At 63.7% G+C, this 22,592-nt stretch carries 21 protein-coding genes; 16 read left to right on the forward strand and 5 right to left on the reverse strand.

What is annotated here, in order from left to right:
* Positions 1 to 101: 101 nt before the first annotated feature.
* The 8 genes from CHU94_RS03800 to CHU94_RS03835 are packed head-to-tail and all read left to right on the forward strand — an operon-like array spanning position 102 to position 7,423.
* Positions 102 to 1,181, forward strand: coding sequence for a hypothetical protein (locus CHU94_RS03800; protein ID WP_094476922.1), 1,080 nt, complete (start codon positions 102 to 104; stop codon positions 1,179 to 1,181).
* Between the two features lie 8 nt (positions 1,182 to 1,189).
* Positions 1,190 to 1,852, forward strand: a complete 663-nt coding sequence (locus CHU94_RS03805; protein ID WP_094476924.1) for a PilN domain-containing protein — start codon at positions 1,190 to 1,192, stop codon at positions 1,850 to 1,852.
* Positions 1,849 to 2,463: a hypothetical protein gene (locus CHU94_RS03810; protein WP_094476926.1), complete on the forward strand. Its 615-nt coding sequence runs from the start codon at positions 1,849 to 1,851 to the stop codon at positions 2,461 to 2,463. Before CHU94_RS03805 ends, CHU94_RS03810 begins: the two co-directional genes overlap by 4 nt.
* Positions 2,460 to 2,888, forward strand: a complete 429-nt coding sequence (locus CHU94_RS03815) for a hypothetical protein (protein WP_141211375.1) — start codon at positions 2,460 to 2,462, stop codon at positions 2,886 to 2,888. Before CHU94_RS03810 ends, CHU94_RS03815 begins: the two co-directional genes overlap by 4 nt.
* Positions 2,885 to 4,636 (forward strand): pilus (MSHA type) biogenesis protein MshL, encoded by a 1,752-nt coding sequence (locus CHU94_RS03820; protein WP_141211376.1) that lies wholly within the window; start codon positions 2,885 to 2,887, stop codon positions 4,634 to 4,636. The genes CHU94_RS03815 and CHU94_RS03820 overlap by 4 nt, the downstream gene beginning before the upstream one ends.
* The gene (locus CHU94_RS03825; protein ID WP_094476932.1) at positions 4,636 to 5,535 is read left to right on the forward strand and encodes an ExeA family protein; all 900 of its coding nucleotides are present in this window, start codon (positions 4,636 to 4,638) and stop codon (positions 5,533 to 5,535) included. Before CHU94_RS03820 ends, CHU94_RS03825 begins: the two co-directional genes overlap by 1 nt.
* Positions 5,532 to 6,653: a hypothetical protein gene (locus CHU94_RS03830; protein ID WP_094476934.1), complete on the forward strand. Its 1,122-nt coding sequence runs from the start codon at positions 5,532 to 5,534 to the stop codon at positions 6,651 to 6,653. Before CHU94_RS03825 ends, CHU94_RS03830 begins: the two co-directional genes overlap by 4 nt.
* An 8-nt stretch (positions 6,654 to 6,661) precedes the next feature.
* Positions 6,662 to 7,423 (forward strand): ABC transporter substrate-binding protein, encoded by a 762-nt coding sequence (locus CHU94_RS03835; RefSeq protein WP_176451918.1) that lies wholly within the window; start codon positions 6,662 to 6,664, stop codon positions 7,421 to 7,423.
* 53 nt (positions 7,424 to 7,476) lie between these two features.
* On the opposite strand, the gene CHU94_RS03840 is transcribed toward CHU94_RS03835, so the two are convergent.
* Positions 7,477 to 9,021 carry a YifB family Mg chelatase-like AAA ATPase gene (locus CHU94_RS03840; RefSeq protein WP_094476938.1) on the reverse strand — a complete coding sequence of 515 codons (1,545 nt, stop codon included), beginning with the start codon at positions 9,019 to 9,021 and terminating at the stop codon, positions 7,477 to 7,479.
* A 249-nt stretch (positions 9,022 to 9,270) separates the two neighbouring features.
* Between CHU94_RS03840 and glnK the strand changes: the two genes are divergently transcribed.
* The 7 genes from glnK (at position 9,271) to CHU94_RS03875 (ending at position 16,473) form a co-directional block, all read left to right on the forward strand.
* Positions 9,271 to 9,609 carry a P-II family nitrogen regulator gene (gene glnK, locus CHU94_RS03845; RefSeq protein WP_094476942.1) on the forward strand — a complete coding sequence of 113 codons (339 nt, stop codon included), beginning with the start codon at positions 9,271 to 9,273 and terminating at the stop codon, positions 9,607 to 9,609.
* Positions 9,610 to 9,628: 19 nt separating this feature from the next.
* On the forward strand, positions 9,629 to 11,146 hold the full coding sequence (locus tag CHU94_RS03850; protein ID WP_094476944.1) for an ammonium transporter: 1,518 nt from the start codon (positions 9,629 to 9,631) through the stop codon (positions 11,144 to 11,146).
* A gap of 111 nt (positions 11,147 to 11,257) precedes the next feature.
* A complete protein-coding gene (locus CHU94_RS03855) occupies positions 11,258 to 12,124 on the forward strand; it encodes an aldose 1-epimerase (protein WP_094476946.1) in 867 nt (288 codons plus the stop codon).
* Positions 12,121 to 13,032 (forward strand): SMP-30/gluconolactonase/LRE family protein, encoded by a 912-nt coding sequence (locus CHU94_RS03860; RefSeq protein ID WP_094476948.1) that lies wholly within the window; start codon positions 12,121 to 12,123, stop codon positions 13,030 to 13,032. The genes CHU94_RS03855 and CHU94_RS03860 overlap by 4 nt, the downstream gene beginning before the upstream one ends.
* Before the next feature lie 150 nt (positions 13,033 to 13,182).
* A complete protein-coding gene (gene glcE / locus CHU94_RS03865) occupies positions 13,183 to 14,397 on the forward strand; it encodes a glycolate oxidase subunit GlcE (protein WP_094476950.1) in 1,215 nt (404 codons plus the stop codon).
* A gap of 9 nt (positions 14,398 to 14,406) precedes the next feature.
* On the forward strand, positions 14,407 to 15,663 hold the full coding sequence (gene glcF / locus CHU94_RS03870; RefSeq protein ID WP_094476952.1) for a glycolate oxidase subunit GlcF: 1,257 nt from the start codon (positions 14,407 to 14,409) through the stop codon (positions 15,661 to 15,663).
* A gap of 63 nt (positions 15,664 to 15,726) precedes the next feature.
* Positions 15,727 to 16,473 carry a hypothetical protein gene (locus CHU94_RS03875; RefSeq protein WP_094476954.1) on the forward strand — a complete coding sequence of 249 codons (747 nt, stop codon included), beginning with the start codon at positions 15,727 to 15,729 and terminating at the stop codon, positions 16,471 to 16,473.
* Between the two features lie 16 nt (positions 16,474 to 16,489).
* On the opposite strand, the gene CHU94_RS03880 is transcribed toward CHU94_RS03875, so the two are convergent.
* From CHU94_RS03880 to CHU94_RS03890, 3 genes are all read right to left on the reverse strand, one after another.
* Positions 16,490 to 18,448: a hypothetical protein gene (locus tag CHU94_RS03880; protein ID WP_094476956.1), complete on the reverse strand. Its 1,959-nt coding sequence runs from the start codon at positions 18,446 to 18,448 to the stop codon at positions 16,490 to 16,492.
* An 11-nt stretch (positions 18,449 to 18,459) separates the two neighbouring features.
* Complete coding sequence (locus CHU94_RS03885) at positions 18,460 to 19,374, reverse strand: hypothetical protein (RefSeq protein WP_141211377.1); 915 nt, start codon at positions 19,372 to 19,374, stop codon at positions 18,460 to 18,462.
* An 87-nt stretch (positions 19,375 to 19,461) separates the two neighbouring features.
* Positions 19,462 to 19,947, reverse strand: coding sequence for a glutathione peroxidase (locus CHU94_RS03890; protein WP_094477091.1), 486 nt, complete (start codon positions 19,945 to 19,947; stop codon positions 19,462 to 19,464).
* A 104-nt stretch (positions 19,948 to 20,051) separates the two neighbouring features.
* Between CHU94_RS03890 and CHU94_RS03895 the strand changes: the two genes are divergently transcribed.
* Entirely contained in the window at positions 20,052 to 21,278 is a 1,227-nt protein-coding gene (locus tag CHU94_RS03895) for a GGDEF domain-containing protein (protein WP_094476960.1), read from the forward strand.
* Here CHU94_RS03895 and lplT read toward each other — a convergent pair.
* Complete coding sequence (gene lplT / locus CHU94_RS03900; protein ID WP_094476962.1) at positions 21,275 to 22,558, reverse strand: lysophospholipid transporter LplT; 1,284 nt, start codon at positions 22,556 to 22,558, stop codon at positions 21,275 to 21,277. The genes CHU94_RS03895 and lplT overlap by 4 nt on opposite strands.
* Positions 22,559 to 22,592 lie beyond the last annotated feature (34 nt).

Genomic DNA, 22,592 nt, shown 5'->3' on the forward strand with positions numbered 1-22,592 from the left:
GCTATTAAAATGAGAGCAAGCCGCTCTGCACCGTCACCCAACATGATCGAAGCAACGCTCCATTGCCCCCTCTGTGTTTCCGCCCGGAAGGTCTGCTGACCATGCGCTGGCCCTGGCAACGCAAGTCTTCAGCGGACCTCCTGGTCGTCTCCTGGTCGGACCAGACCTTGGCCTATGTGCGTGCGCGTCCGGCAGGCCGGGCGTATGAAGTTAGCAGCGTGGGGGTGGAGCGCCCCGACAGCGGCAGCCGCGAGGATGTGGTGCAACGCTTGCAAGCCCTGGGCCTGAAGGGCTTGCGCACGCACATCATGTTGCGCCCCGAGCAGTACCAGTTTTTGCAGATCGATGCCCCCGCTGTCCCCCCCGAAGAGCTGCGCTCTGCCGCCCGCTACCAAGTGCGGGATTTGGTGGACTCCCATCTGGATGACATCACCCTGGACGTGATGCGCTTGGGCGACGGACAGGAAAAAGGCCAGGCACACCTGTTCGTGGTGGCTGCCCAGAATGCGGTGGTGCGGGAGGCCATGGCCTTGGCGGATGCGATGGATTGGGACGTGGGCGTGATTGATGTGCAGGAAACGGCCCAACGCAATCTGCAAAGCCTGGTGGCTCAGAGTGAGGGCCTTCAAGAGCGGGCCACCGCTGCGCTGGTGCTGACCGATGGCAAGCAGGCCCTGCTGACCATCAGCGCCAACGAAGAGCTCTACTACACGCGCCGCCTGGAGCTGCCCGATGGCTTCATGACCATGGCCTGGAGCCAAGGCGAACCTGCAAGTACCTCTGACAGCTACACCCCGGTAAGCGAGTACGTACCTGACTACAGTGTGGGTGGTGTCGCGTACGGCAACGACTATTCCGATGCACGAGGTGCTGGTTTGGCGGCTGGCAACGCGGCCGTTGCCGACCATGAACGCGCACAGCGTTTGGTGGTGGAGGTGCAGCGCTCGCTGGACCTGTGGGAACGTTCCTGGACCCAGTTGCCCCTTGCAGGTGTGCGTGTGTTTGCGGGTGAACGCTCCCTGGAGTTGGCGGACTGGTTAGGGCGTGAAATCGGGCAAGCCGTGGGTGTGCTGGACATCGCCGCGCACTGGAAGGGTTTGCCGCCCTTGGACACGCCAGATGCCGCCTATTGCTTGCCGCTGGTGGGCGTGTTGCTGCGCAGTGAAACGCGCAAACTGTAGGGTCGACCATGCCGCAGCAAATCAACCTCTGTACCCCGCTTTTATTGGCGCCCAAACGCTATTTCTCTGCGCAGACGATGGCCGCGGCGCTGGCTGTCTTTGTGGTGTTGGGTGGTGCTTTGTGTGCCGCTTGGGTCTGGAACCTCAATCGCAGTGCCGCAGACATGGCGCAGCTCAGGGCGGGCCAGGCAACAGAACTTGCGAGCCTGCAGGCCGCCCTTTTGGCAAATACCGCTGGATCGGCTCCCTTGAGCCCGGACTTGCAAGCCCAGGTGCAAAGCCTGCGCAGCCAGGTGCAGGCGCAAGAAAAGGTATTGCTCGCTTTGCAGCAAGGGCGCATGGTGCCGGGTGCTGCGCACTCTGACCGCTTGGCCCTGGTGTCGCGCAGCATTCCCGGGCCGGTGTGGCTGACCGGCGTGGATGCCGATGCCACGCGTTTTGAAGTGGCGGGGTACACCTTGGAGCCTGCGGCCCTGAACGAGTGGGTGAATCGCCTGGCCTTCAGCCCCCTCATGCAAGGCTTGCGCCTAGCGACGGTCAAAGTGCAAAGTGCGCGTCTGGCCAAGGCAACAGCTGAGGCAACGTCTGCGTCCGGCGGACGCGAGGTGTGGTCGTTCACGCTGGTGAGTGCCCAGCCACCGGCGCCCCCTGCAACAGGAGGCACCCCATGAAGCAATGGTGGCTCCAGCAAAGCGCACGTATTGACGCCTTGAGCCTGCGCGAGCGGGTGTTTATGTTTGTGTCGGTGATCGCGTGCTGTCTGGCGCTGGCAGACGTTCTGTGGCTTTCACCTGCAGCGGGGGCGCACCAGCTGCAAACCCAGCAATTCGTTGCCCAGAATGCAGAGCTGCAGCGTTTGCGCACTGAACTGCAAAATTCTCCCAAGCCGGTGGATGTGAACCTGCCTCTGCGCACCGAGGTGGCTGCCCTGCAGCAGCAACTGGCAGAGCTTCAGAGCCGCATTGCGGCCGATGCGGACAGCGGCAGCCCGGCCCTGGAGCCGGTGTTGGCCGAGTTCCTGCGCCGCCGCGAGGGGTTGACTTTGCTTTCCACTGCGACGCTGGCGGCCGATCCAACGGCCGGCAAGGAGAGCACGGTGCCTGGCATTACCCGGCGCGGCGTAGAACTCAAAGTGTCGGGCCCTTACGGTGAGCTGCTCAAGTACGTCAAAAGTCTGGAGCAGGCACTGCCCAATTTGCGCTGGGGCCCTATGCAACTGCGCAGCGAAAAACAGCCGCCCGAATTGACTTTGCAAGTGTTTGTGCTGGAGGTGCAGCCATGACGCTTGGGCATCGCGCTTTGCGTGCGTTTGTCGTTGGGGCTTGCATGGCAGCCCAGGCGGTGCAAGGACAGGAGTTCCGCGACCCGACCACGCCGCCGCCCGAGGCCATGGCCCAGCCAGGCGCGGTTGCCGCACCGACCCCTGGTATGGCCGTGGTGATACAGGATGGCAAGCCCCATCTGGTGGTTGGCACACGCTTGGTGGCGGTGGGCCAGAAGGTGGGCAACGCCAAGCTGGAACGCATCACCGAAACCGAGGTGTGGTTGCGGGAAGGCAAACAACTGACCAAGGTACCCCGCTTCAGCGGCATCCAGCGCAGTGCGGCCAAGCCTGCCGTGCCGTGTCTGGCCCCGTCGGCCCAGACCCGCAACCGCTCCAAACCTGTCGTGACCCCCGCAGCTCCCTGCGAAGGAGTGCAACCGTGAAGTCTCGCCCCATGAAAGAAATGATCACCCCATCTGCTCCCCCTCGCCGATCTGCGCTGGCCATTTGGTCCTTGCTGGGTGCCGGGGTACTCAGCGGCTGTGCCGCATTGGATCGCCCGCTGCGCACCCCCGATGTGAGTGCCGCGGTGCGCGCCGAGCTGCCAGCGGCAGCGCCCAGTCCCGTGGTGCCTACCAAGGTGTCGGATGCGCTGGCCGAGCCGGCTCCGCCCCCCGTGGCCTTGCCCCCCGAGCCTCGTCTGGACTTGTTGGTCAACAATGCCCAGGCACGGGAAGTGTTTTTGGCCATCGTCGCGGACACGCGCTACAGCATGCTCATGCACCCCGACGTGTCTGGAACCTTGTCCGTCACTTTGCGTGGCGTGACCGTGACGGAGGCGCTGGAAGCCATTCGCGACGTGTACGGCTACGACTTCAAGATCGATGGCCGCCGCATCACCGTCTACGCCCCCACTTTGCAGACCCGCGTGTTCACGGTCAACTATCCGACCTCCTTGCGCTCGGGCAGCAGCGAGTTGCGGGTGTCGTCCGGAGCGGGCTTGCAGAGCACCACGGCAGGAACTTCTTCCACAACGGCCAGCAGCACAGCATCTGCTGCCCAGCAGCCGGAAAACAGCCGGGTCTCGACTTCCTCTCGGTCCGACTTTTGGGGAGAACTGGCGGCATCCGTCCGCAGTCTGGTCGGAACCGGCGAGGGGCGCAACGTGGTGTCTAGCCCGCAGGCGGGCATTCTGGCGGTGCGTGCCATGCCGGAAGAGCTGCGCCAGGTGGACAAATTTCTCAAGGCCACCCAGGCCTCCGTGGAGCGCCAGGTCATGCTGGAGGCCAAGGTGGTGGAAGTCGAGTTGCGCGACGGTTACCAGAGCGGTGTGAACTGGGGCGCCATGGGGAGTGATGTAAACGGGCAGGCCGCCGTGGGCGTGCTGGGCAGCGGGGTGAGCAGCACCAATGCTTTTGTGCAGGGCACCACCACCATCAACGGTGCCGTGGCCTTCCCGGCGGCAGCCACCGGCGGCGGTCTGTTTGGTCTGGCGTTGGCGACCAGCCAGTTCGGCGCGGTGTTGGGTTTCCTGGAAACCCAGGGGGATGTGCAAACCCTGTCCAGCCCGCGCCTGGCCACACTGAACAACCAGAAGGCCGTGCTCAAGGTGGGGTCTGACGAGTTTTATGTGACCGGGGTCACTGGCGGTACATCCACCAGCAGCAGCTCCACCACGAGCAGCAGCAACACCACCATGCCCACTGTCACCTTGACGCCGTTCTTCTCGGGCATCTCGCTGGATGTGACACCGCAGATTGATGATGGCGTGAATGTCACCTTGCATGTGCACCCCTCGCTCACCACCGTGACTGAGAAAACCAAGCAGGTCGATTTGGGCAGTGTTGGCAATTACCGCTTGCCCTTGGCATCGAGCAGCGTGAATGAAACTGACACGCTCGTGCGTATTCAGGATGGCAATATCGTGGCGATTGGTGGGCTGATGCAGCTGGAGTCCAGCCGCAATGCCTCGGGCATTCCGGGAACCACCGGCATGCCTGGCTTGGGCGCCCTGTTTGGCAACCGCGCCACGCAAGGTCGCAAGAAAGAAGTGATTGTGCTGATCAAGCCCACCATCATCCGCTCCGCAGCCGATTGGGAGGCCCAAGGCCGCCGTACGCGTGCGGCGCTGGATGACATGGATGCCGCGCGCGCGCGCGTGATCCAGATCGACGGCAACCAAGTCAAGTGATGTACCTGGGGCACTTTTCGCTGCGGGAGGCCCCGTTTTCCATCACGCCGGACACGGACTTTTTCTTTGCGCACGAAGGTGCGCAAGCTTCCCTCAACATGTTGCTGGTGGCTTTGCGCAGCGGTGAGGGTTTTCTCAAGGTGGTAGGGGAGCTGGGTTGTGGCAAAACTGTGTTGTGCCGCCAACTGCTCAAAACCTTGCAAGGCGAGTGCGTTACCGCCTACATTCCCAACCCCGACATGGGGCCAGACGATTTGCTGGTGGCTTTGTGCGGGGAATTGGGGTTAGCCGTCGAGCAACCAGTGCAGCGCCACCAGCTGATGGCTGGGTTGGCCCAATGCCTGCTGGACCATGCCCAGCACGGACGCCGGGTGGTGGTTTGCATCGACGAAGCGCAGGCCATTCCCGTGCGCACGGTCGAAAGCCTGCGCCTGCTGTCGAATCTGGAAACTGAAAAACGCAAGCTCTTGCAGCTGGTGCTGTTGGGTCAGCCGGATCTCGATGACAAGCTCGCGCGACCAGAAATTCGCCAGCTTTTGCAGCGCATCACCTTCAGCGAATACTTGGGCCCCATGCGTCCCGAGCGGGTGCCTGCCTACATGGCTCACCGCTTGGAGCGTGCAGCGTTGGGTGCAACGACGGATACGGATGTATTTACGCCCGCTGCAGCGCGTGCCATTGCCCAGGCCAGCGGTGGTGTTCCTCGCCTGATCAATATCTTGGCGCACAAATGCCTGATGCTGGCATACGGAGAAGACCGACATCGGGTCAGTGCCGCACATGTGCGTCTGGCAGCGCAGGACACGCCCGGCGTGCTACCCCGTCCATTGTGGTGGCGGCGCTTGTGGCCGGTGTCCCGTACACGGCGTTTGCGTGGCACCCAAGGAGAATGGGAATGAGCGTCATCAACAAAATGTTGCGCGATCTGGACCAACGCCAGCCGCCCACCGCAGGGGCCGCCGACCCGCTGCGCCGCCAAACGGCGAGTGTGCCGATCCCGCCAGCAGTGCGCCGCCCTTCACCAGCCTTGCGTTGGGCCACTGGGCTACTGCCTGTCGCTGCCTTGGTGGCGGGCGGCTTTGTGTGGTGGAGTTTCCAGCAACCCGCCTCTGCGCCTGCTGCCCCCCACCCCATGGCACAACTGCCGCCTCCCGCAGACGCGCCGTTGGCAGCACCGCTGGCCGCAGCATCCGATCCAGTGGTGACCGAGGTGCCCCAGCTGGCTGCAAGTGCTGTGTTGCCACCCGCCACCGCCGTGGTGGCCGCGATGCCAATGCCGGTGGAGGTGCCGCCTGCTTCTTCCGGGCCTGCTCGCCTGGGTTTGCGCATGGATGCAAGCTTGTCCAGTCCTGCGGCGGCACCTGCGTTGCGCTCTGCTGCGTCGGCGCCTATGGCCGTGCCGGCTTTGCCTGCGCAGCTCGCCGCCAGTGTCCCGCAGGCAGCCCCCCCACCAGTGGCACAGACCACGGCCAAACCCCAGCCGCAGATAGTGGATGCCGCACCGCCCAACCGCCAGCAGCAGGCCGGCCGTGAAGCACTGGCCCAGGCTCAGGCTTTGTGGGCCAGCGGCGCGCGCGACACTGCCATCAGCACCCTGCAAGAGGCGGTGGCCACGGCAGAGCGCAGCCCGGCGGGTACGGCCAGCGCCAATGTGGTGCCCCTGGTGCGCGAACTGGCGCGCATGGAATTGGCTGAGGGCCGCTCTGCCGCCGTGTGGGAGCTGTTGACGCGCATGGAACCCCTGCTGGCTAACCAGCCCGAGTTGTGGGCGTTGCGTGCCAATGCCGCGCAGCGTTTGGGTCGCCACCAAGACAGTGTGAACGCCTACACCACCGCGCTGCAGAGCCGCCCCAGTGAACAGCGCTGGCTGCTGGGCGCTGCGGTGTCACTGGCCGCGCTGGGACAGACTGTGCCCGCTGCCGAGATGGCGGACAAAGCCCGAAGCGTGGGGCCGGTCAGCCGCGAGGTGCTGGCATACTTGCGCCAACAGGGAGTACCGTTGACCGACCAACCATGAGGTTTGTGATGCGCGTTTGCCTGTCTGCCGGAGTCCGCCTGTGGGGGATATGCAGCCTGCTGCTGGGGCTGGCGCTACCCGTCCAGGCCCAGCCCACCAGTGTGGATCTGGTGACCGGGGAGTACCCGCCCTTTTCCAGTGAGGATGCGCCTGCCATGGGGGTGCTGTCCGAGGTGGTGGTAGCCGCATTCCAAGACCAGGGCGTGAGCGCCCAGGTGCGTTTTATGCCCTGGCAGCGTGGCTATATGGAGACACGCAACGGCTTGCACACAGGCACCTTTCCCTATGTGAAAAATGAAGAGCGGCAGCGCGACTTCTGGTTTTCGCTACCGCTGTACCCGGATGTGGTGCGCATATTTGTTGCCGCCGATGCCGACCCTGCCATGACATGGGCGGGCAAGGCGGTGTGTGTGCCCCAGGGTTACAACATTGCGCGCGTGGCTCCCTTCATTGAGAGTCAACAAGCTCGCATGGAGCGGCCACCTGACATGCTGAATTGCTTCCAGATGCTGCAGCGCGGGCGCGTGCAGGCAGTCTGGAGCAGTGAAATGGTGGCCGATTTTGTGACGCGTGACCTGCGCCGCGACGGCCTGCGCTTCAAAGCGCTGACACTGGGGCTGGAGTATCCGGTGGAGTTGTACCTCATCATTTCGCGCCAGCTGCCCCAGGCGCAGCAATGGATAGAGCGCTTCAATACCGGTTTGACCCGAATCCAGAAGAACGGCAGCTACGCCAAAATCCTGGCGCGCCACAAAATACAAGCCAAATAGGGCTCTAGGCTTCGTGGATCCTGCGCAATTAGCTACTAAAAATATAGCGAAACCTAGGGGTTGGCGCGCAACACCCGCCGGTACTGCATGGCTTCGGCCACATGGGCGAGGGCGGTGGTCTCGGCACCCGCCAAGTCAGCAATGGTGCGGGCGATCTTCAGCGTACGGTGGGTGCTGCGGGCTGACCAGCCCAGTTGGGCCGCAGCCGCTTGCAAAAATTTGGCCGCCGCGGCGTCCAACTGGGTGTGGGCATCGATGGCCTGGCCGCTCAGGGCCTGGTTGGGCACGCCCTGGCGGGCCACGGCGCGGTTGCGGGCTGCCGTGCAACGGCCGCGGATACTCTCGGTCGACTCCCCAGCCGGGCTGCCGAGCAGCTCGTGGGCCGGCAGGGCTGGCACCTCGATGTGCAGGTCAATCCGGTCCATCAGCGGGCCGCTGAGCTTGGCTTGGTAGCGGTGAACTTGGTCGGGCGTGCAGCGGCAACTGTGTGTGGGGGAGCCCTGGAAGCCGCAGGGGCAGGGGTTCATGGCGGCCACCAGCTGGAAGCGCGCCGGAAACTCGGCCCGCCGCGCCGCACGGGCGATGGTGATGCTGCCGGTCTCCAGCGGTTCACGCAGGGCTTCCAGGGCGGCACGCGGGTACTCGGGCAGCTCATCCAAAAAAAGCACGCCGTGGTGGGCGAGTGAAATTTCGCCTGGTCGAGGTGGCGAACCGCCACCCACCAGCGCCACCGCACTGGCCGTGTGGTGCGGGCTGCAGGTGGGGCGCTGGCCCCAGCGCTCCAGGGCAAAGCGACCGCACAGGCTGCCGATGGCCGCGCTCTGTAAGGCCTCATCGGTGTCCATATCGGGCAACAGGCCGGCAAAGCGGTGTGCCAGCATGGACTTGCCCGAACCTGGGGGGCCGACCAGCAGCAGTGAATGGCCGCCAGCCGCTGCAATTTCGAGTGCGCGTTTGGCGCCTGCCTGGCCCTTGACGTCGGCCATGTCAGGACCGCGCAGTTGTTGGCCGGGTGGTGCTGCTTGGACACGCACCCAGCCATCGGGGTCTTCCGGGGGGGCTGGGGCATCGGCTGCGGGTGGTGGCGCAAAGTGGCGCACCACATCGAGCAGGTGCCGCGCTCGCACCACATGGGAGTCCGGCACCAGCGCGGCCTCTTCGGCACTCTCCGGTGGCAGCACCAAACGGGTGCTGACCCGGGCGGTGCGCAAGGCCAGTGCCATGGCCAGCGCGCCGCGTACCGGCCGCAATGCACCTGAGAGGGACAACTCGCCCGCGAACTCGTACTGGGCGAGTGCGGCACCGTCGATCTGGCCACTGGCGGCCAGGATGCCCAACGCAATCGGCAGGTCCAGCCTGCCAGAGTCTTTGGGCAAGTCGGCCGGGGCCAGGTTCACAGTGATGCGCTTGTTGTGGGGAAATTCGAGGCCGCTGTTCTGGATGGCACAGCGTACGCGCTCGCGCGCCTCCTTCACTTCCACATCAGCCAGACCCACCAGACCAAAGCTGGGCAGGCCATTGGCCAAATGGACTTCGACCGTGACTTGCACCGCCTCCAGCCCCAGCAGGGCGCGCCCCTGCACCAAAGACAAGCTCATGGACCCGTACTCCCAAAATGGTGCGCTGCATCGCAGTGCATGGACGGCAGTTGCACCAATGACGTGCATGCTGTATTTATATACAGGCATGTTACTCCAGTTGGTGCCGCTTGGGCCGTAGCCGTGCGAAATAGAGGGACTTTTAACTTGGCATGCCTTCTGCTTTATGGGTGTATCTCCAGACCATGGAGAGGCAGACCAGCCAGACCCGGTGTCTGTATTCAACTGTTTTCAAGCTGAGGTGAACACATGAAACTCGTAACGGCCATCATTAAACCGTTCAAGCTCGATGAGGTGCGAGAAGCCTTGTCTGGCATTGGTGTGCAGGGCATTACCGTCACGGAAGTCAAAGGCTTTGGCCGTCAAAAAGGCCACACCGAGCTGTACCGCGGTGCAGAGTACGTGGTGGACTTTCTGCCCAAGGTGAAGATTGAGGCGGCGATTGACGACGCTTTGGTGGACCGTGTGATCGAAGCCATCGAGGGTGCAGCCCGCACCGGCAAGATCGGCGACGGCAAGATTTTTGTCTACAACCTGGAACAGGTTGTGCGCATTCGTACCGGCGAAACCGGCAAAGAAGCGCTGTAACCAGAAAGAGAGCTCGAACATGAAAAAACTGCTTGCCTCCCTGGCCTTGGGCCTGAGCCTGCTGGGCGCCGGTAGCCTGGCACTGGCCCAGGACGCCAAACCCGCCGAAGCCCCCGCTGCGGCAGCGCCTGCCGCTGCCGCCCCCGCTGAAGCTGCAGCGCCTGCCGCAGCCCCGGCACCCGCAGCGGCCGAAGCGGCACCTGCCGCGCCTGCGGCCGCAGCACCTGTCCCCAACAAGGGTGACACCGCCTGGATGACCACCGCCACGGCGCTGGTGATCTTCATGACACTGCCCGGTCTGGCACTGTTCTACGGCGGCCTGGTACGTAGCAAGAACATGCTGTCCGTGCTGATGCAGGTGTTTGTAGTCAGTGCCCTCATTTATGTCTTGTGGGCTATCTACGGTTACACCCTCGCCTTCGGCGGTGATGGCAAATTCATCGGCACGCTGGACAAGCTGTTCCTGAAAGGCATCACGCCCGAATCCGTGGCAGCGACCTTCAGCAAGGGCGTGGTTATTCCCGAGCTGAGCTTTGTGGCCTTCCAGGCTACTTTTGCGGCCATTACTTGCGCCCTGATCGTCGGTGCTTTTGCCGAACGTATCAAGTTCGCCGCTGTGCTGGCATTCAGCGTGATTTGGTTCACCTTCAGCTACCTGCCTATTGCACACATGGTCTGGTACTGGGCCGGTCCTGATGCGATCTCTGACGCTGCTTCGCTGGAAAAAGTGGTGGGTGCAGCCGGTTACCTGTGGGCCAAGGGCGCACTGGACTTCGCTGGTGGCACCGTGGTGCACATCAACGCGGCCGTTGCCGGCCTGGTCGGTGCCTACGTGGTGGGCAAGCGTATCGGTTACGGCAAGGAAGCCATGGCTCCCCATAGCTTGACCTTGACCATGGTCGGTGCTGCCATGCTCTGGTTTGGCTGGTTTGGCTTCAACGCCGGCTCCAACCTGGAAGCCAACGGCCTGACCGCCCTGGCCTTCGTGAACACGCTGTTGGCAACCGCTGCTGCCACACTGGCCTGGATCACCGGCGAAGCCCTGACCCGTGGCAAGGCATCCATGCTGGGTGCTGCTTCCGGTGCTGTGGCTGGTTTGGTGGCCATCACCCCCGCTTGCGGTTTTGTCGGCCCCATGGGCGCCATCATCATCGGCCTGGTGGGCGGTTTTGCCTGCCTGTGGGGTGTGAATGGTCTGAAGCGCCTGCTGGGTGCTGACGACTCCCTGGACGTCTTCGGCGTGCACGGTGTGGGCGGTATTGTTGGCGCCGTGCTGACTGGCGTGTTCGCTTCTCCCTCCTTGGGCGGCACGGGTGTGTACGACTATGTGACCAATGCCGTGGCTGAAGGTTATTCCATCGGCACCCAAGTCTGGATCCAGACCCAAGGCGTGTTGCTGACCATCGTCTGGTCGGCCGTGGTCTCCTTTATCGCCTTCAAGCTGGTGGACCTGGTGATTGGTCTGCGTGTGAGCGAAGAAGAAGAACGCGAAGGCCTGGACATTTCCAGCCATGGCGAAACGGCCTACAACCGCTAATCCCCAGGATTCGGTTACGAAATAGTTTCAATTCTTCTTGAGACGCTGGCCCGGTCGGACTTTGGTCCCACCGGGCCTTTTTTTTGCCGGTGCGCAGTGCACAATCCCGCCATGACTTCCACACTCACCTTGCGCCACGGCGACCTGCTGTGCGACATCAAACCCGAACTGGGCGGCAGCATCGCTGGCCTGTGGCTGGGCACCGACCCGGTGCTGAGCTCCCTGCCAGGGGCGCAAATGCAGACTGTGCGCCAGTCGGGCAGCTACCCCTTGGTGCCTTTTTCCAACCGCATCGGCCAGGCCCAGCTGCAGTGGGCGGGTACCAGCCATCCACTGGTCCGCAACTTTGACCCTGAGCCCCATGCCATCCACGGCGTGGGCTGGCAGCGGCCCTGGGCGGTGCTGGAATCGTCTGACACCTTTGCGCTGTTGGGCTTTGAGCACCGGGCCGACGCGGCCTGGCCGTTTGACTTCGATTGCTCGCAGGCCTTCAAGCTGGAGGCCGGGGCGCTGGAAATGTCGCTCTCCATCACCAACCAGTCGCCTGTGGCCGCACCGGTCGGGCTGGGTTGGCATCCTTTCTTCCCCAAACGCCCGGGCACCGAGGTGCAGTTCACGGCCACTGGCCGTTGGGAGATGGGCAGCGACAAGCTGCCCACCCACCGCGTGGCGCACCCCGGCTTGCAGCAAAGCGTGGAGTCGCTCACCGTCGACCATTGTTTTGATGGTTGGGGCGGTGTACTGACGCTGCAGGATGCCGTGTTGCGCGTGCGCGTTTCTTCCGCACTGAGCCGCCTGGTGGTGTACACCCACCCCGAGCGCGACAACATTGCCGTGGAACCCGTGAGCCATGTGAACAATGCGCTCAACCGCATGGCCCAGACCGGCGCGCGTGCCGAAGACTTGGGCGTGGTCATCCTGCAGCCTGGCCAGAGTTTCTCCTGCGAAATGCGCATTGATGTGGAGCGTGCCAAATGAGCTGGCAGCCTCTCAGCCAAGACACCTTCCAGCTCGGCGAATCGCCGTTTTGGCACCCGCAGGAGCAGCAGCTCTACTGGGTCGACATTCCCGGCAAGGCCTTGTTGCGCGCCAACGTCTACATGGGCACGGTTCAGCGCTGGGACATGCCCAGCGAGCCCGGCTGCATTGCGCCAGCTGCAAAGGGCGGGTTGGTGATTGCGCTGCGCCATGGCGTGTTCCGGGCGCGCGAGTGGGGCGGGGCGCTTGAGCCCATCGCCACCTTGCCGTATGACACAGCCACCGTGCGTGCCAACGACGGCAAGTGCGACGCACTGGGCCGCTTCTGGGTCGGCACCATCGACGAGCCCAAGGCCGGCCGCGTGGCGGCGCTGTTCTCCATCGACTGCCGCCGTGGCCCGCCCGAGGTGGTGCAGCACGCCGGTGGCGCCCTTACTGGCAACGGCCTTGCCTGGAGCCCGGATAACCAAACTATCTACTGGTCCGACACACCCAACCATGTGGTCTACGCGTGGGACTACGACCTGGAAACCAACACCCTGGACGAACAGCGCACCTACCAGCAATGCGCACCCAAGCCCGCGGGCTGGACCTTCGAGACCACGGCCTATGCGGGTCGCCCGGATGGTGCAGCGGTGGACGTGGAAGGCAACTACTACGCCGCCATGTTCGAGGGCCGGCGCATCTGCAAGTTCGCGCCCGATGGCACGCTATTGGCCGAAATTCCTGTGCCCGCCCAATGCCCCACCATGCCTTGCTTTGGTGGCGAGGACCTGAAGACCCTCTACGTCACCACCGCGCGCCATGGCCGCAGTGCGGCCGAGCTCGAGACCATGCCACTCTCCGGCGCGGTGTTTTCCATGCGGGTCGACGTGCCGGGTCTGCCGGTGAACTTCTTCGTGGATTAGCCACCACGCCCCGCCGCTGCGCGGGTCGCTGCCCCGAAGGGGCTGACCCGCCTTGGGGCGGCCCAGCGGCGCGCGGCCGCCAATTTTTTGGCGCTACTTGCACCAAAAAATTCACGCCTCGCCCGCCCGTGGCGCCGTACCATCGGCGCCATGCATGCAGCCCCTTCACTCCAAACATTGCTGGACCAGGTCCGCACCGCCGTGGCCGAGCGCACCCCGCTGCAAATTCGGGGTGGTGGTAGCAAGGATTTTGTGGGCACCATCCAGCCCGCGCAGCTGCTCGACACGCGCATACATAGCGGCATCCTCGACTACGCGCCCAGCGAGCTGGTCGTGACCGTGGCCGCCGGCACGCCGCTGGCGGAGCTGGAAGTCGCGCTGGCGGAAAAGGGGCAATGCCTGCCTTTTGAGCCACCGCACTTCGCGTGGTCGGGGGCCGACAAGACGGCGACCCGCGCGCAGCCGTTGGGCGAGCGCGTCCGGGACAGCGGCCCCGCCGCAGGGAGCGTAGCGACCGTAGGTGGGATGGTGGCAAGCGGCCTAGCCGGCCCAGCCCGCGCCACCGTGGGTAGCGTGCGCGACTATGTGTTGGGCCTGCAATTGATCAACGGCCAGGGGGAGCACCTCACCTTTGGCGGCCAAGTCATGAAAAACGTGGCGGGCTACGACGTCTCGCGCCTCATGGCGGGCGCCATGGGCACGCTGGGGGTGATCACCCAAGTCTCCCTCAAGGTGCTGCCCATGGCTCCTGCAGAGGCCACGCTGGTGTTTGGCGTCGACCAGGCCAGTGCGCTGGAGCATTTGCACCGCTGGGGTGGGCAGCCCCTGCCGCTCAACGCCAGCTGCTGGGTGCACGACGACACCGCCCCCGGTGGCGGGCGCGACCTGCTGTTTGTGCGCCTGCGGGGGGCCGTGGCCGCGGTGGACGCCGCCTGCCACAAGATGTTGGCCGAGCTGCCAGGCGAGCGTATGGACAACGCCCAGGCCGGCCCCGACTGGGTCCTGTGCCGCGACCAGCGCCTGCCTTTCTTTGCCGATGCGCGAGCCCCCGAGCTGGCGCTGTGGCGCCTATCGGTGGCGCCCACCGCGCCAGTGCTGGACTTGCCATGGGCCCAACTGGTGGAGTGGCAGGGCGGGCTGCGCTGGCTCTGGGCGCCGCAGCAGGCGGGTGCGCAGCTGCAGGCAGCTGCCCGTACGGCGGGTGGGAATGCTACTGTTTTCGTAGCTGCTCGCGCAGATTCCACGAGGGCTGGATGCCAATTTGACACTAAAAATGCCGCGCGGGACGCCATCACCCGCCGCCTCAAGGCCGCCTTTGACCCTCAGGGCCTGTTCAACCCCGGCCGCCTCTGCGCCGACCTCTGAGCCCGCGCCATGCAAACCCAACTCGCCCCCGAATACCAGAACACCGCCGACGGCCAAGCCGCCGAGGCCATTCTGCGCAAGTGTGTGCACTGCGGCTTCTGTACTGCCACCTGCCCCACCTACCAGCTGTTGGGCGACGAGCTGGACGGCCCGCGCGGCCGCATCTACCTGATGAAGCAGGTGCTGGAAGGCCAAACGCCGACCCGTGCCACGCAGATGCACTTGGACCGCTGTCTGACCTGCCGCAACTGCGAAAGCACCTGCCCCAGCGGCGTGGACTATGGACATCTGGTGGACATCGGCCGCAAGCTGGTGGATGCCAAGGTGCCGCGCCCTATGGGCGAGCGGGCTGTGCGCTGGGCGCTGAAAGAGGGCTTGCCCTCGCCATTGTTTGCACCGGCCATGAAGCTGGGGCAGCTGGTACGCCCGCTGCTGCCGCAAAGCCTGAAGAACAAGGTACCCGCCCCACAGGAAGCCGGCGCCTGGCCCACGCGCCAGCACGCCCGCAAGGTGTTGATGCTGGAAGGCTGCGTCCAGCCCGCCATGGCGCCCAACATCAACAGCGCCACCGCCCGCGTGCTGGATGCTGCCGGGGTGCAGGTCCAGGTGGCGCGCAAGGCAGGCTGCTGCGGTGCCGTCAAATTCCACCTCAACGACCAGGACGGTGGCAAGGCCGAGATGCGCGCCAACATCGACGCCTGGTGGCCCTATGTAGAGCAGGGCGCCGATGCACTTGTGATGAATGCCTCGGGCTGTGGGGCCACCGTCAAGGAGTATGGCCACATCCTGCGCGACGACCCGCTATACGCCGCCAAAGCGGCCCACATCAGCGCGCTCACCCGCGATCTCAGCGAGCTCCTGCCCGACTTGCTACCCGCCTTGAAGGCCCGCCTGGACGGGCCAGCGGTGGCCGCACAACCCGCGCTGGTCTTCCATCCGCCCTGCACGCTGCAGCACGGGCAAAAGCTCAAGGGCGGGGTGGAGGCCCATCTCGCGGCGTTGGGTTTTGACGTGCGCATCGCGGCCAACGAAGCGCATCTGTGCTGCGGTTCGGCCGGCACGTACTCGGTGCTGAACCCAGCCTTGTCGTACCAGCTGCGCGATCGCAAACTGAGCTACCTGGCACCTGCGGCCAACGAGGTCATCATCAGTGCCAACATCGGCTGTATCACCCATTTGCAAAGTGGTACGACCACTCCGGTACGCCATTGGGTGGAGGTATTGGACGCTGCTTTGTGCGCCACGCCGGGCGGGTTCGCCGCATAATCTTGGCAAAGGGCTGCCTGTGCAGGGTGGCGCCGGTTGTGCCTGTTTGATCCAGGGGGCCCCATGATCCCGTCCGACCACATCGATGACCCGCGCCGCCAGTGGCTGATCCAGGCACTGGCGGCCGGCCTCTTCGGCCCCGCGATGGGGCTGGCGCAAGCCCAAAGCCTGTTTGGCAATCGCCCCAGCAAACTGCCACCCGGTCAGTCTATCTATAGTCTCAGCGGCCAGGTGCGCGTCAATGACAAACTCGCCACGCTGAGCACACCCATCAAGCCTGGCGACACACTGCAGACCGCCAAAGACAGCCAAGTGATCTTTGTGGTCAACACCCACTCCATGATTCTGCGTGGCGACAGCAAGCTAGTGATCGAAACCCCTGCCACTGCACCGGCTGATACCTCACTCACAGGCCTGTTGATTGGAGGTTTGCGCATGGTGACTGGCAAGTTGTTGTCGGTGTCGCGCAATTCGCCCATGCGCGTTACCACCTCAACCTCCACCATTGGCATCCGGGGCACCGGGTTTTATGTGGAGTCCGACCCCGAGCAAACTTACTTTTGCACCTGTTATGGTGCCACCGAAGTGCAGGCGACCGACGACCCCGAGAGCCGCGAGCAGGTGGTGGCCTCGCACCATGACCGCCCGCTCTACATCGTCAAGGACGGTGGCCGGGGCAAGAACATCCGCAGTGCCCCGTTCCTGAACCATACGGACCAGGAACTGGCGCTGATTGAAACTTTGGTGGGGCGCAAGACCCCGTTTGTATTTGCGACCGACGCTTACACCGGACCCAGGCGCGGCTACTAACCGAAGGTCGTTCGTCCTACTCCGGAGCGCCGTTCAGAATCCAGTTCAGGAAGGTGTCGTAGTGCACCCGGTCCCCATGGCCCGGCGCGGCGCTGGTGTCAAACCCAGTCAGCAAGCCCCCGTTGTGGTGGTTGCCCGAGGGTTTGCGCAGAAGGGGGCTGGCCGCAATGTCGCTGAAGTTGATGCGCCCGCGCAGCTCGGTATAGAACCAGTGGTCATCGGTAGCGTCGGTCACGCCGTCTGCATTGCGGTCGAAGTTGCTGTACCAAATTGGTGGTTGGCCGGAGTCCCCAATACCCGAGGTGTGGCAACCTGTGCAGGTGCCAGCACCTTGCAAAATGGTTTTGATGTCACTGAAGCGCAGGGCCGACGGCGTGTAGGCCAAGGCGGTGTCCACCACGATCACCAGTTTGGCTTCCGCGCTTTGGACGGCCCCTTTGCTGACCCGCAACATTACCCAGTAGGTGCCATTGCCCAGCGCGGTGAAGGTCGGTGTGGCGGTGTTGGCATTGCTCAGGCTGGCGCCTACCGTGGGTGAGCTGGGCGAAATGCTCCACTGGTAGCTGTCGGCATACAGGCTCATGCCGGCTGACAAGGTGGTGCTCAGGGCCTTGACCACGCGGTCAGGCCCCGGGTCGGCCACGGGCGCACCGGGCTGTGTGCTGGTGTTGCTGTAGCCCTTGCCAGCCAGGTAGGTTCCCATGGGCGAGTAGGTCGCACTGCTGGCCCAGTAGTTGTCGTAAATCAGCTTGGCCAAGGGCATGTTGCCCCGGTCCAGCACATGCGCCTTGATACGGGCGGAGTAGCCATCAAACTTGGCAAAGGTGGCAAAGTCGATGTCGGACTGGTTGCCGTTGCCCCGCAGCAGGTGGCAGACCCGGCAAGCCTGGGCCTGGGTGTTGAGGTAGAGCGCGGACTGCACGGCCCAGCCTGCGGGGACGTAGGTGTCGGTGGTGGCGGTGTTGGACTGGGGCAGTCCCGCGCCGCCATACATGTCCTTGAGGTGTTCGGCCACGGTGCCTTGGTACTCATTGCCAATCGCAGTGCGGCGGCAGGCATCCTCACCCCCGGCCGCCACCGGAATGGGCAGAGAACACAGCACCATCTTGTTGATGGTCTTGATCTTGGCTTCCTGCATCAGACGGGTAAAGCCGGGCAGGCTGGAGAAGTCGAAGGAGGCGGGCTCTAGCGGGTGCAGTTGGGCTGCGATATCTCCACGGACACCGCCCTGGTTGGGGGCGACGGCGTCGACCGCTGATTTCACGTTCATCAAGCGGGGAAACAGGGGCTTGCCTGCCACTGCGGGTGTCAGCGGGTCTCCGCGGCCGCCATGGCAGGACGCACATACGGTGGGCATGGCCTTGGGGCCGCGGCCATCCAGATTGCCCATCATCAGCCGTGCTCCGGTCACGGGGTCGTAGGTGTAGAACTTGACGAAGTTGATCGTACCGCCGGGACCCGGGCTGAACTCAATGGCATTGGTACCCAAATGCCACTTGGCCTCGGGCATGATGGCCGCCTCCAGGTTCAGCGCGTTGTACGCGCCGTAGGCGCCCACCATGTAGTTCTCCACCACAAAGGCCAGGGTTCCATCAGGGTTCTGGCGTGCCGTCATCTTGCGCCCATAGCCCAGGTCACGCTGGTCGCCGACGATCACGGTTTCTTCGCCTAGCGTGCCAGCCGCCGTGCCAAACAGGTTTTTGGCCTTGAACTTGGCCAGTGTGTCGCGTTCGTTGTTGGGGTCTATCGCTTCGTAGTAGGCGGTGGCGTAGGCCAAGGAGGCCACTTGCAGCGTGCCGTCATCCTGTTTTTGCGGGTTCGGGAACAGCAGAAAACTGTCGGGGCCACTGGTCGGGCTGGTGGTGCGCGGGGCATTCGGGTCCACATCGTTGCCACCATTGGTGCCGCCGCATGCCACCAGTATCCAGGGCAGCAGCAGGCACAGGGACCGACAGATAGCTGCATGCGCGGACATGTGCACCTCCCTCAGAAGCGAAACAGGTAACTCGCCAGCAGCTGGTTGCTGATGTAGCTGCGCGGCGACGTCGCCCAACTGGGGCGCAATTCTGGTGTGGATTCCACGCGCCGCCAGGCAATGTCGATTGCTCCGTTTTGACCCAACGAATGGTTGTAGCCCACGGTGGTCAGCCAGGTGCTGCCATTGATCTTGTAGCTGAAGAACTGGCCTCCGGTGAACGCGTTGTCCAGCACGAAAACCTTGGAGATGGTCACGTTCTCCAGCGAAGCGCGCCCGGTGGAGACGACATCCCCCACGCGGTACTCGGCGCTCAGGTACAGGGCCTTGCGGGCACTCAGCGCGTAGTCCAGGCTCATGCGGGCGGAGGTGTCCACGGTGCTGAAGACTTTGCTGTTGCTGGCGCGCTGGTTGCTGGCGAGCGCAGCAAACAGGCCTATGCGGTCGGTCAGTGGTTGGCTCAGTGACAGGCCCAGGCTGTAGCGGACGCCGTCGCGCAGGTTTGACTCATAGTCTTCTGCCTTGACCTTGGCGAACACCCCCAGGGTGGGGGCGGAAAACTCGGAGGATTCACGATATTGCAGTTCTGCTTCGACGGCTGCGTCCAGATGGCTGAGGCCCGAGTAGGACTGGAAACGTTCGCCGCCCAATATCCCCGTGAGCAGCAGGCGACTCTGGCTACCCAGTGCCCAGGTGGCCGACTTGCTGAGGTTCACACTGTAGGCCGCGTCGTTGAGGCGGTCATTGCCCTCTTTGGCCCGCGTGACGTTGTCGTCGAGCGTGAGTCCTGCGTCCACCAGCAGGCCAAAGCCCTGGTTCTCGTCTGCCAGTGCGGGTAGCGCCGTGACCAGGCACAAGAGCAGGGCCCACCGGGAGGAACGCCCGATCGCAGGGGAGCCGCAATGCAACGCCGATGTACATGCCATGCTGGCCATCCCTCGCAAGAGCCACGATGGCCGCCAGTCTAAAGCAAGCGGCGCGCCTTGCATACCGCACCGCGCAGTGCTGCGGCTTCAGGCTGCCAAGGCCGCCTCAATGTCCTGCGCCAGGCTGGCTGGGGTGTCGGTCGGGGCGTAGCGCTTGAGGACCTGCCCATTCTTGCCGATCAGGAACTTGGTGAAGTTCCATTTGATGGCCTTGGTGCCTAGGAAGCCCGGGGCTTCCTTCACCAGCCACTGGTACAGCGGGTGGGCGTCGCTGCCGTTCACATCGATCTTGGCCATCATGGGGAAGCTGACCCCATAGTTGAGCTGGCAGAACTCTGAAATCTCGTCGTTGCTGCCCTTGTCTTGCGCACCAAACTGGTTGCAGGGAAAGCCCAAGACCACCAGACCTTTGCCACCATAGGTTTTGTGCAGCTCTTCCAGGCCCGCGAACTGGGGCGTGAAACCGCAGGCGCTGGCGGTGTTGACAATCAGCAGGGGCTTGCCCTGAAACTGCTTGAGGGGGACCGGTTGCCCGTTGATTTGCAGGGCGTCAAAGTCGTACACAGAAGACATGGATAGGGCTTTCTGGAGTGGCAGGTGCTTCACGATAGCAGTTTGTGAAAACACTTGTCCCTGCCGGATTTTGCTGAGAAGATTCCAAGCATCAAGGAGATGCGGTGAACAAAGCCCCCTGGTACCAGCCCTATGTGGATTGGTTCTGGCTTACCAAACAAGAATATGACGTGGTGCAGGGCGAGGGCACCATGGAGTCGCTGCGTCGCTTCCGTTGGGTTGCCTGTCTCATGGTCCCCTTGCACCTGGCCATGGCCATTTTGCTGGATGCCTACCATGCCCCAGCGGAGCACCCGGAGTTGCAGGTCTGGGCCAGTCTTGTAGGGCGGGCCCACTGGACGGCGGCAGCCTTGGTGAGCGTGTGCGGTGTGGCCGCCCACTACTGCCTGCGCCAGGCGCGTGCTTCGGCGGCCGCCATCACCTTGCAGATTCTGGTGGCTATTGCCTACATCTACCTGGGTGCCTACCTCAGCATTGCCGACCTGGTGGCCAACGCAGGCGCTGGCCTGTCCAGCTTTATGCTGATCTGCATCATGTTCGGTGTCTTGTCCCTGATGCGCCCGGCTATTTCTGTACCTCTTTTTTTCGGCGCCTACCTGGTCTTTGCTTACATGCTGCGCCAGGCTCCCATTGCGCCCATGCACAACAACAGCCTCAACATCATGGCTTTCTTCTCACCTTTGTTGGCCCTGGTGGCGTCGGTTATGGTGTGGAACCAGTTTGCCAAGGCGGTGATGTTGCGCCGCCAGCTCAGCCGCAGCAACCAGGCGCTGGTGGCCCAACAGCGGGAATTGGCCTTTCTGGCTGCCCACGACACGCTGACGGGCCTGATCAACCGGCGTGAATTCATGCGCCAGGCGCAGCAGGAGCTCAACCGGGCGGTGCGTGCCACCGTGCCTACGCACTGTGTGATGGTGGACCTGGACTACTTCAAGACAGTGAACGACGTGCACGGCCACCCGGTAGGAGACGCCATGCTGCAGCATGTGGCGGCAGTGTTGCGTCGCGGTGTGCGCAGCACCGACACCGTGGCGCGTCTGGGGGGCGAAGAGTTCATCGTGCTGCTGCCCGACACCGCGCGCCAAGGGGCGTGTGATGTGGCGGAGAAGCTGCGTTTGTTGGTACGCACTGAGCCCTTGGTTTACCTGGGGGTGGCGCTGCCCATGACTGCCAGCTTTGGCGTGAGCGGCACCACGCAGGGCCAAAAAGTGGCCATTGAGTGTATTTATGCCGCGGCAGACCGGGCGCTGTATGTCGCCAAACAGCTGGGCCGCGACCAGGTGCAGTACGCAGTACCTGAGCCTTCGGAACTGGCGGCGCCCCCGGCTTAGCCGTGCAGGTTGTCGTTGCGGGCGATGTCTAGCAGGTGATTCACCACGGCGGCGTGATCGCGGCAGTTGCGTTCATGCCAGCGTTTGATCAGCCACATGCAGCCCGCCACCACGACGCCAAACACGGTGATGGCACCAAAGGCTGACAGGCCCATGCCCGTGGACAGGCTGTAGAAGGCGCCCAAGCCGAGAATGCAGGCCTGCTCGTTGAAATTCTGCACGGCAATCGAGCGGCCTGCGCCCATCAGGTTGTGGCCGCGGTGTTGCAGCAGTGCATTCATGGGCACGACCAGAAAGCCACCCAGGCCACCCAGCAGAATCAGGAACGGAGCGGCTACCCACACGTTGCTGATGAAGTTCAGCAGGATCACCAGCAAGCCCATGGCAATGCCCAAGGGGATCACGTTGACCGCGTGCTCCAGCCGCATGCGCAGCGAAGCGGCCACCGCACCCACGGCGGTACCTATGGCTACTACGCCCACCAAGGCCGAGGCCTGGGTCACGCTGTAGCCCAGTGCAGCGGAGGCCCAGGCCAAGACGATGTAGCGCAGATTGCCGCTCACGCCCCAGAACAGGGTGGTGGTTCCCAGCGAGATCTGGCCCAGACGGTCTTTCCACAGCTTGGTGTTGCATTGCCAGAAATCTGGCAGCAGGGATAGCAGGTTTTTGGGCATGGCGCGCATGGAGACGCCGGTGTCAGGAATGCGGGTGTTGAACCAAGCCGCTGCCAAGTAGACAAAAATCAGGATGCCAATGGCCGCCTCGGGGGCGGTGTCGATGCTGGTGTCAATCAGCGGTAGGTCAAAGGACAGCAGCGCCTGCGAAATCATGGGGCTGACCAATTGGCCGCCCAGCAGCACACCCAGAATGATGGAGGCAATGGTGAGTCCTTCGATCCAGCCATTGGCCTTGACCAGCTGGCTGGCGGGCAGCAGCTCGGTCAGGATTCCGTATTTGGCAGGCGAGTAGGCGGCTGCCCCCAGGCCCACGATGGCATAGGCCATGAGCGGGTGGGTGCCAAACAACATCAGCAGGCAGCCCACAATCTTGATGCTGTTGCTGATCAGCATGACCCGGCCCTTGGGCATGGAGTCCGCAAATGCACCTACAAACGGGGCCAGCACCACGTAGAACAGCGCAAACATGGGGACCAGAGCGGCTTGTTGCCATTCCGGGGCCCCGCTGCTACGCAGCAACTGCACGGCGCCCACAAACAAGGCATTGTCGGCCAGCGAGCTGAAAAACTGCGCTGACATGATGGTGTAAAAACCGCGTTTCATGGGTGGGGGATAAGGCACATTAGCGGGGCTAATG

The organism is Rhodoferax sp. TH121 (assembly GCF_002251855.1).
Lineage (GTDB): Bacteria > Pseudomonadota > Gammaproteobacteria > Burkholderiales > Burkholderiaceae_C > Allorhodoferax.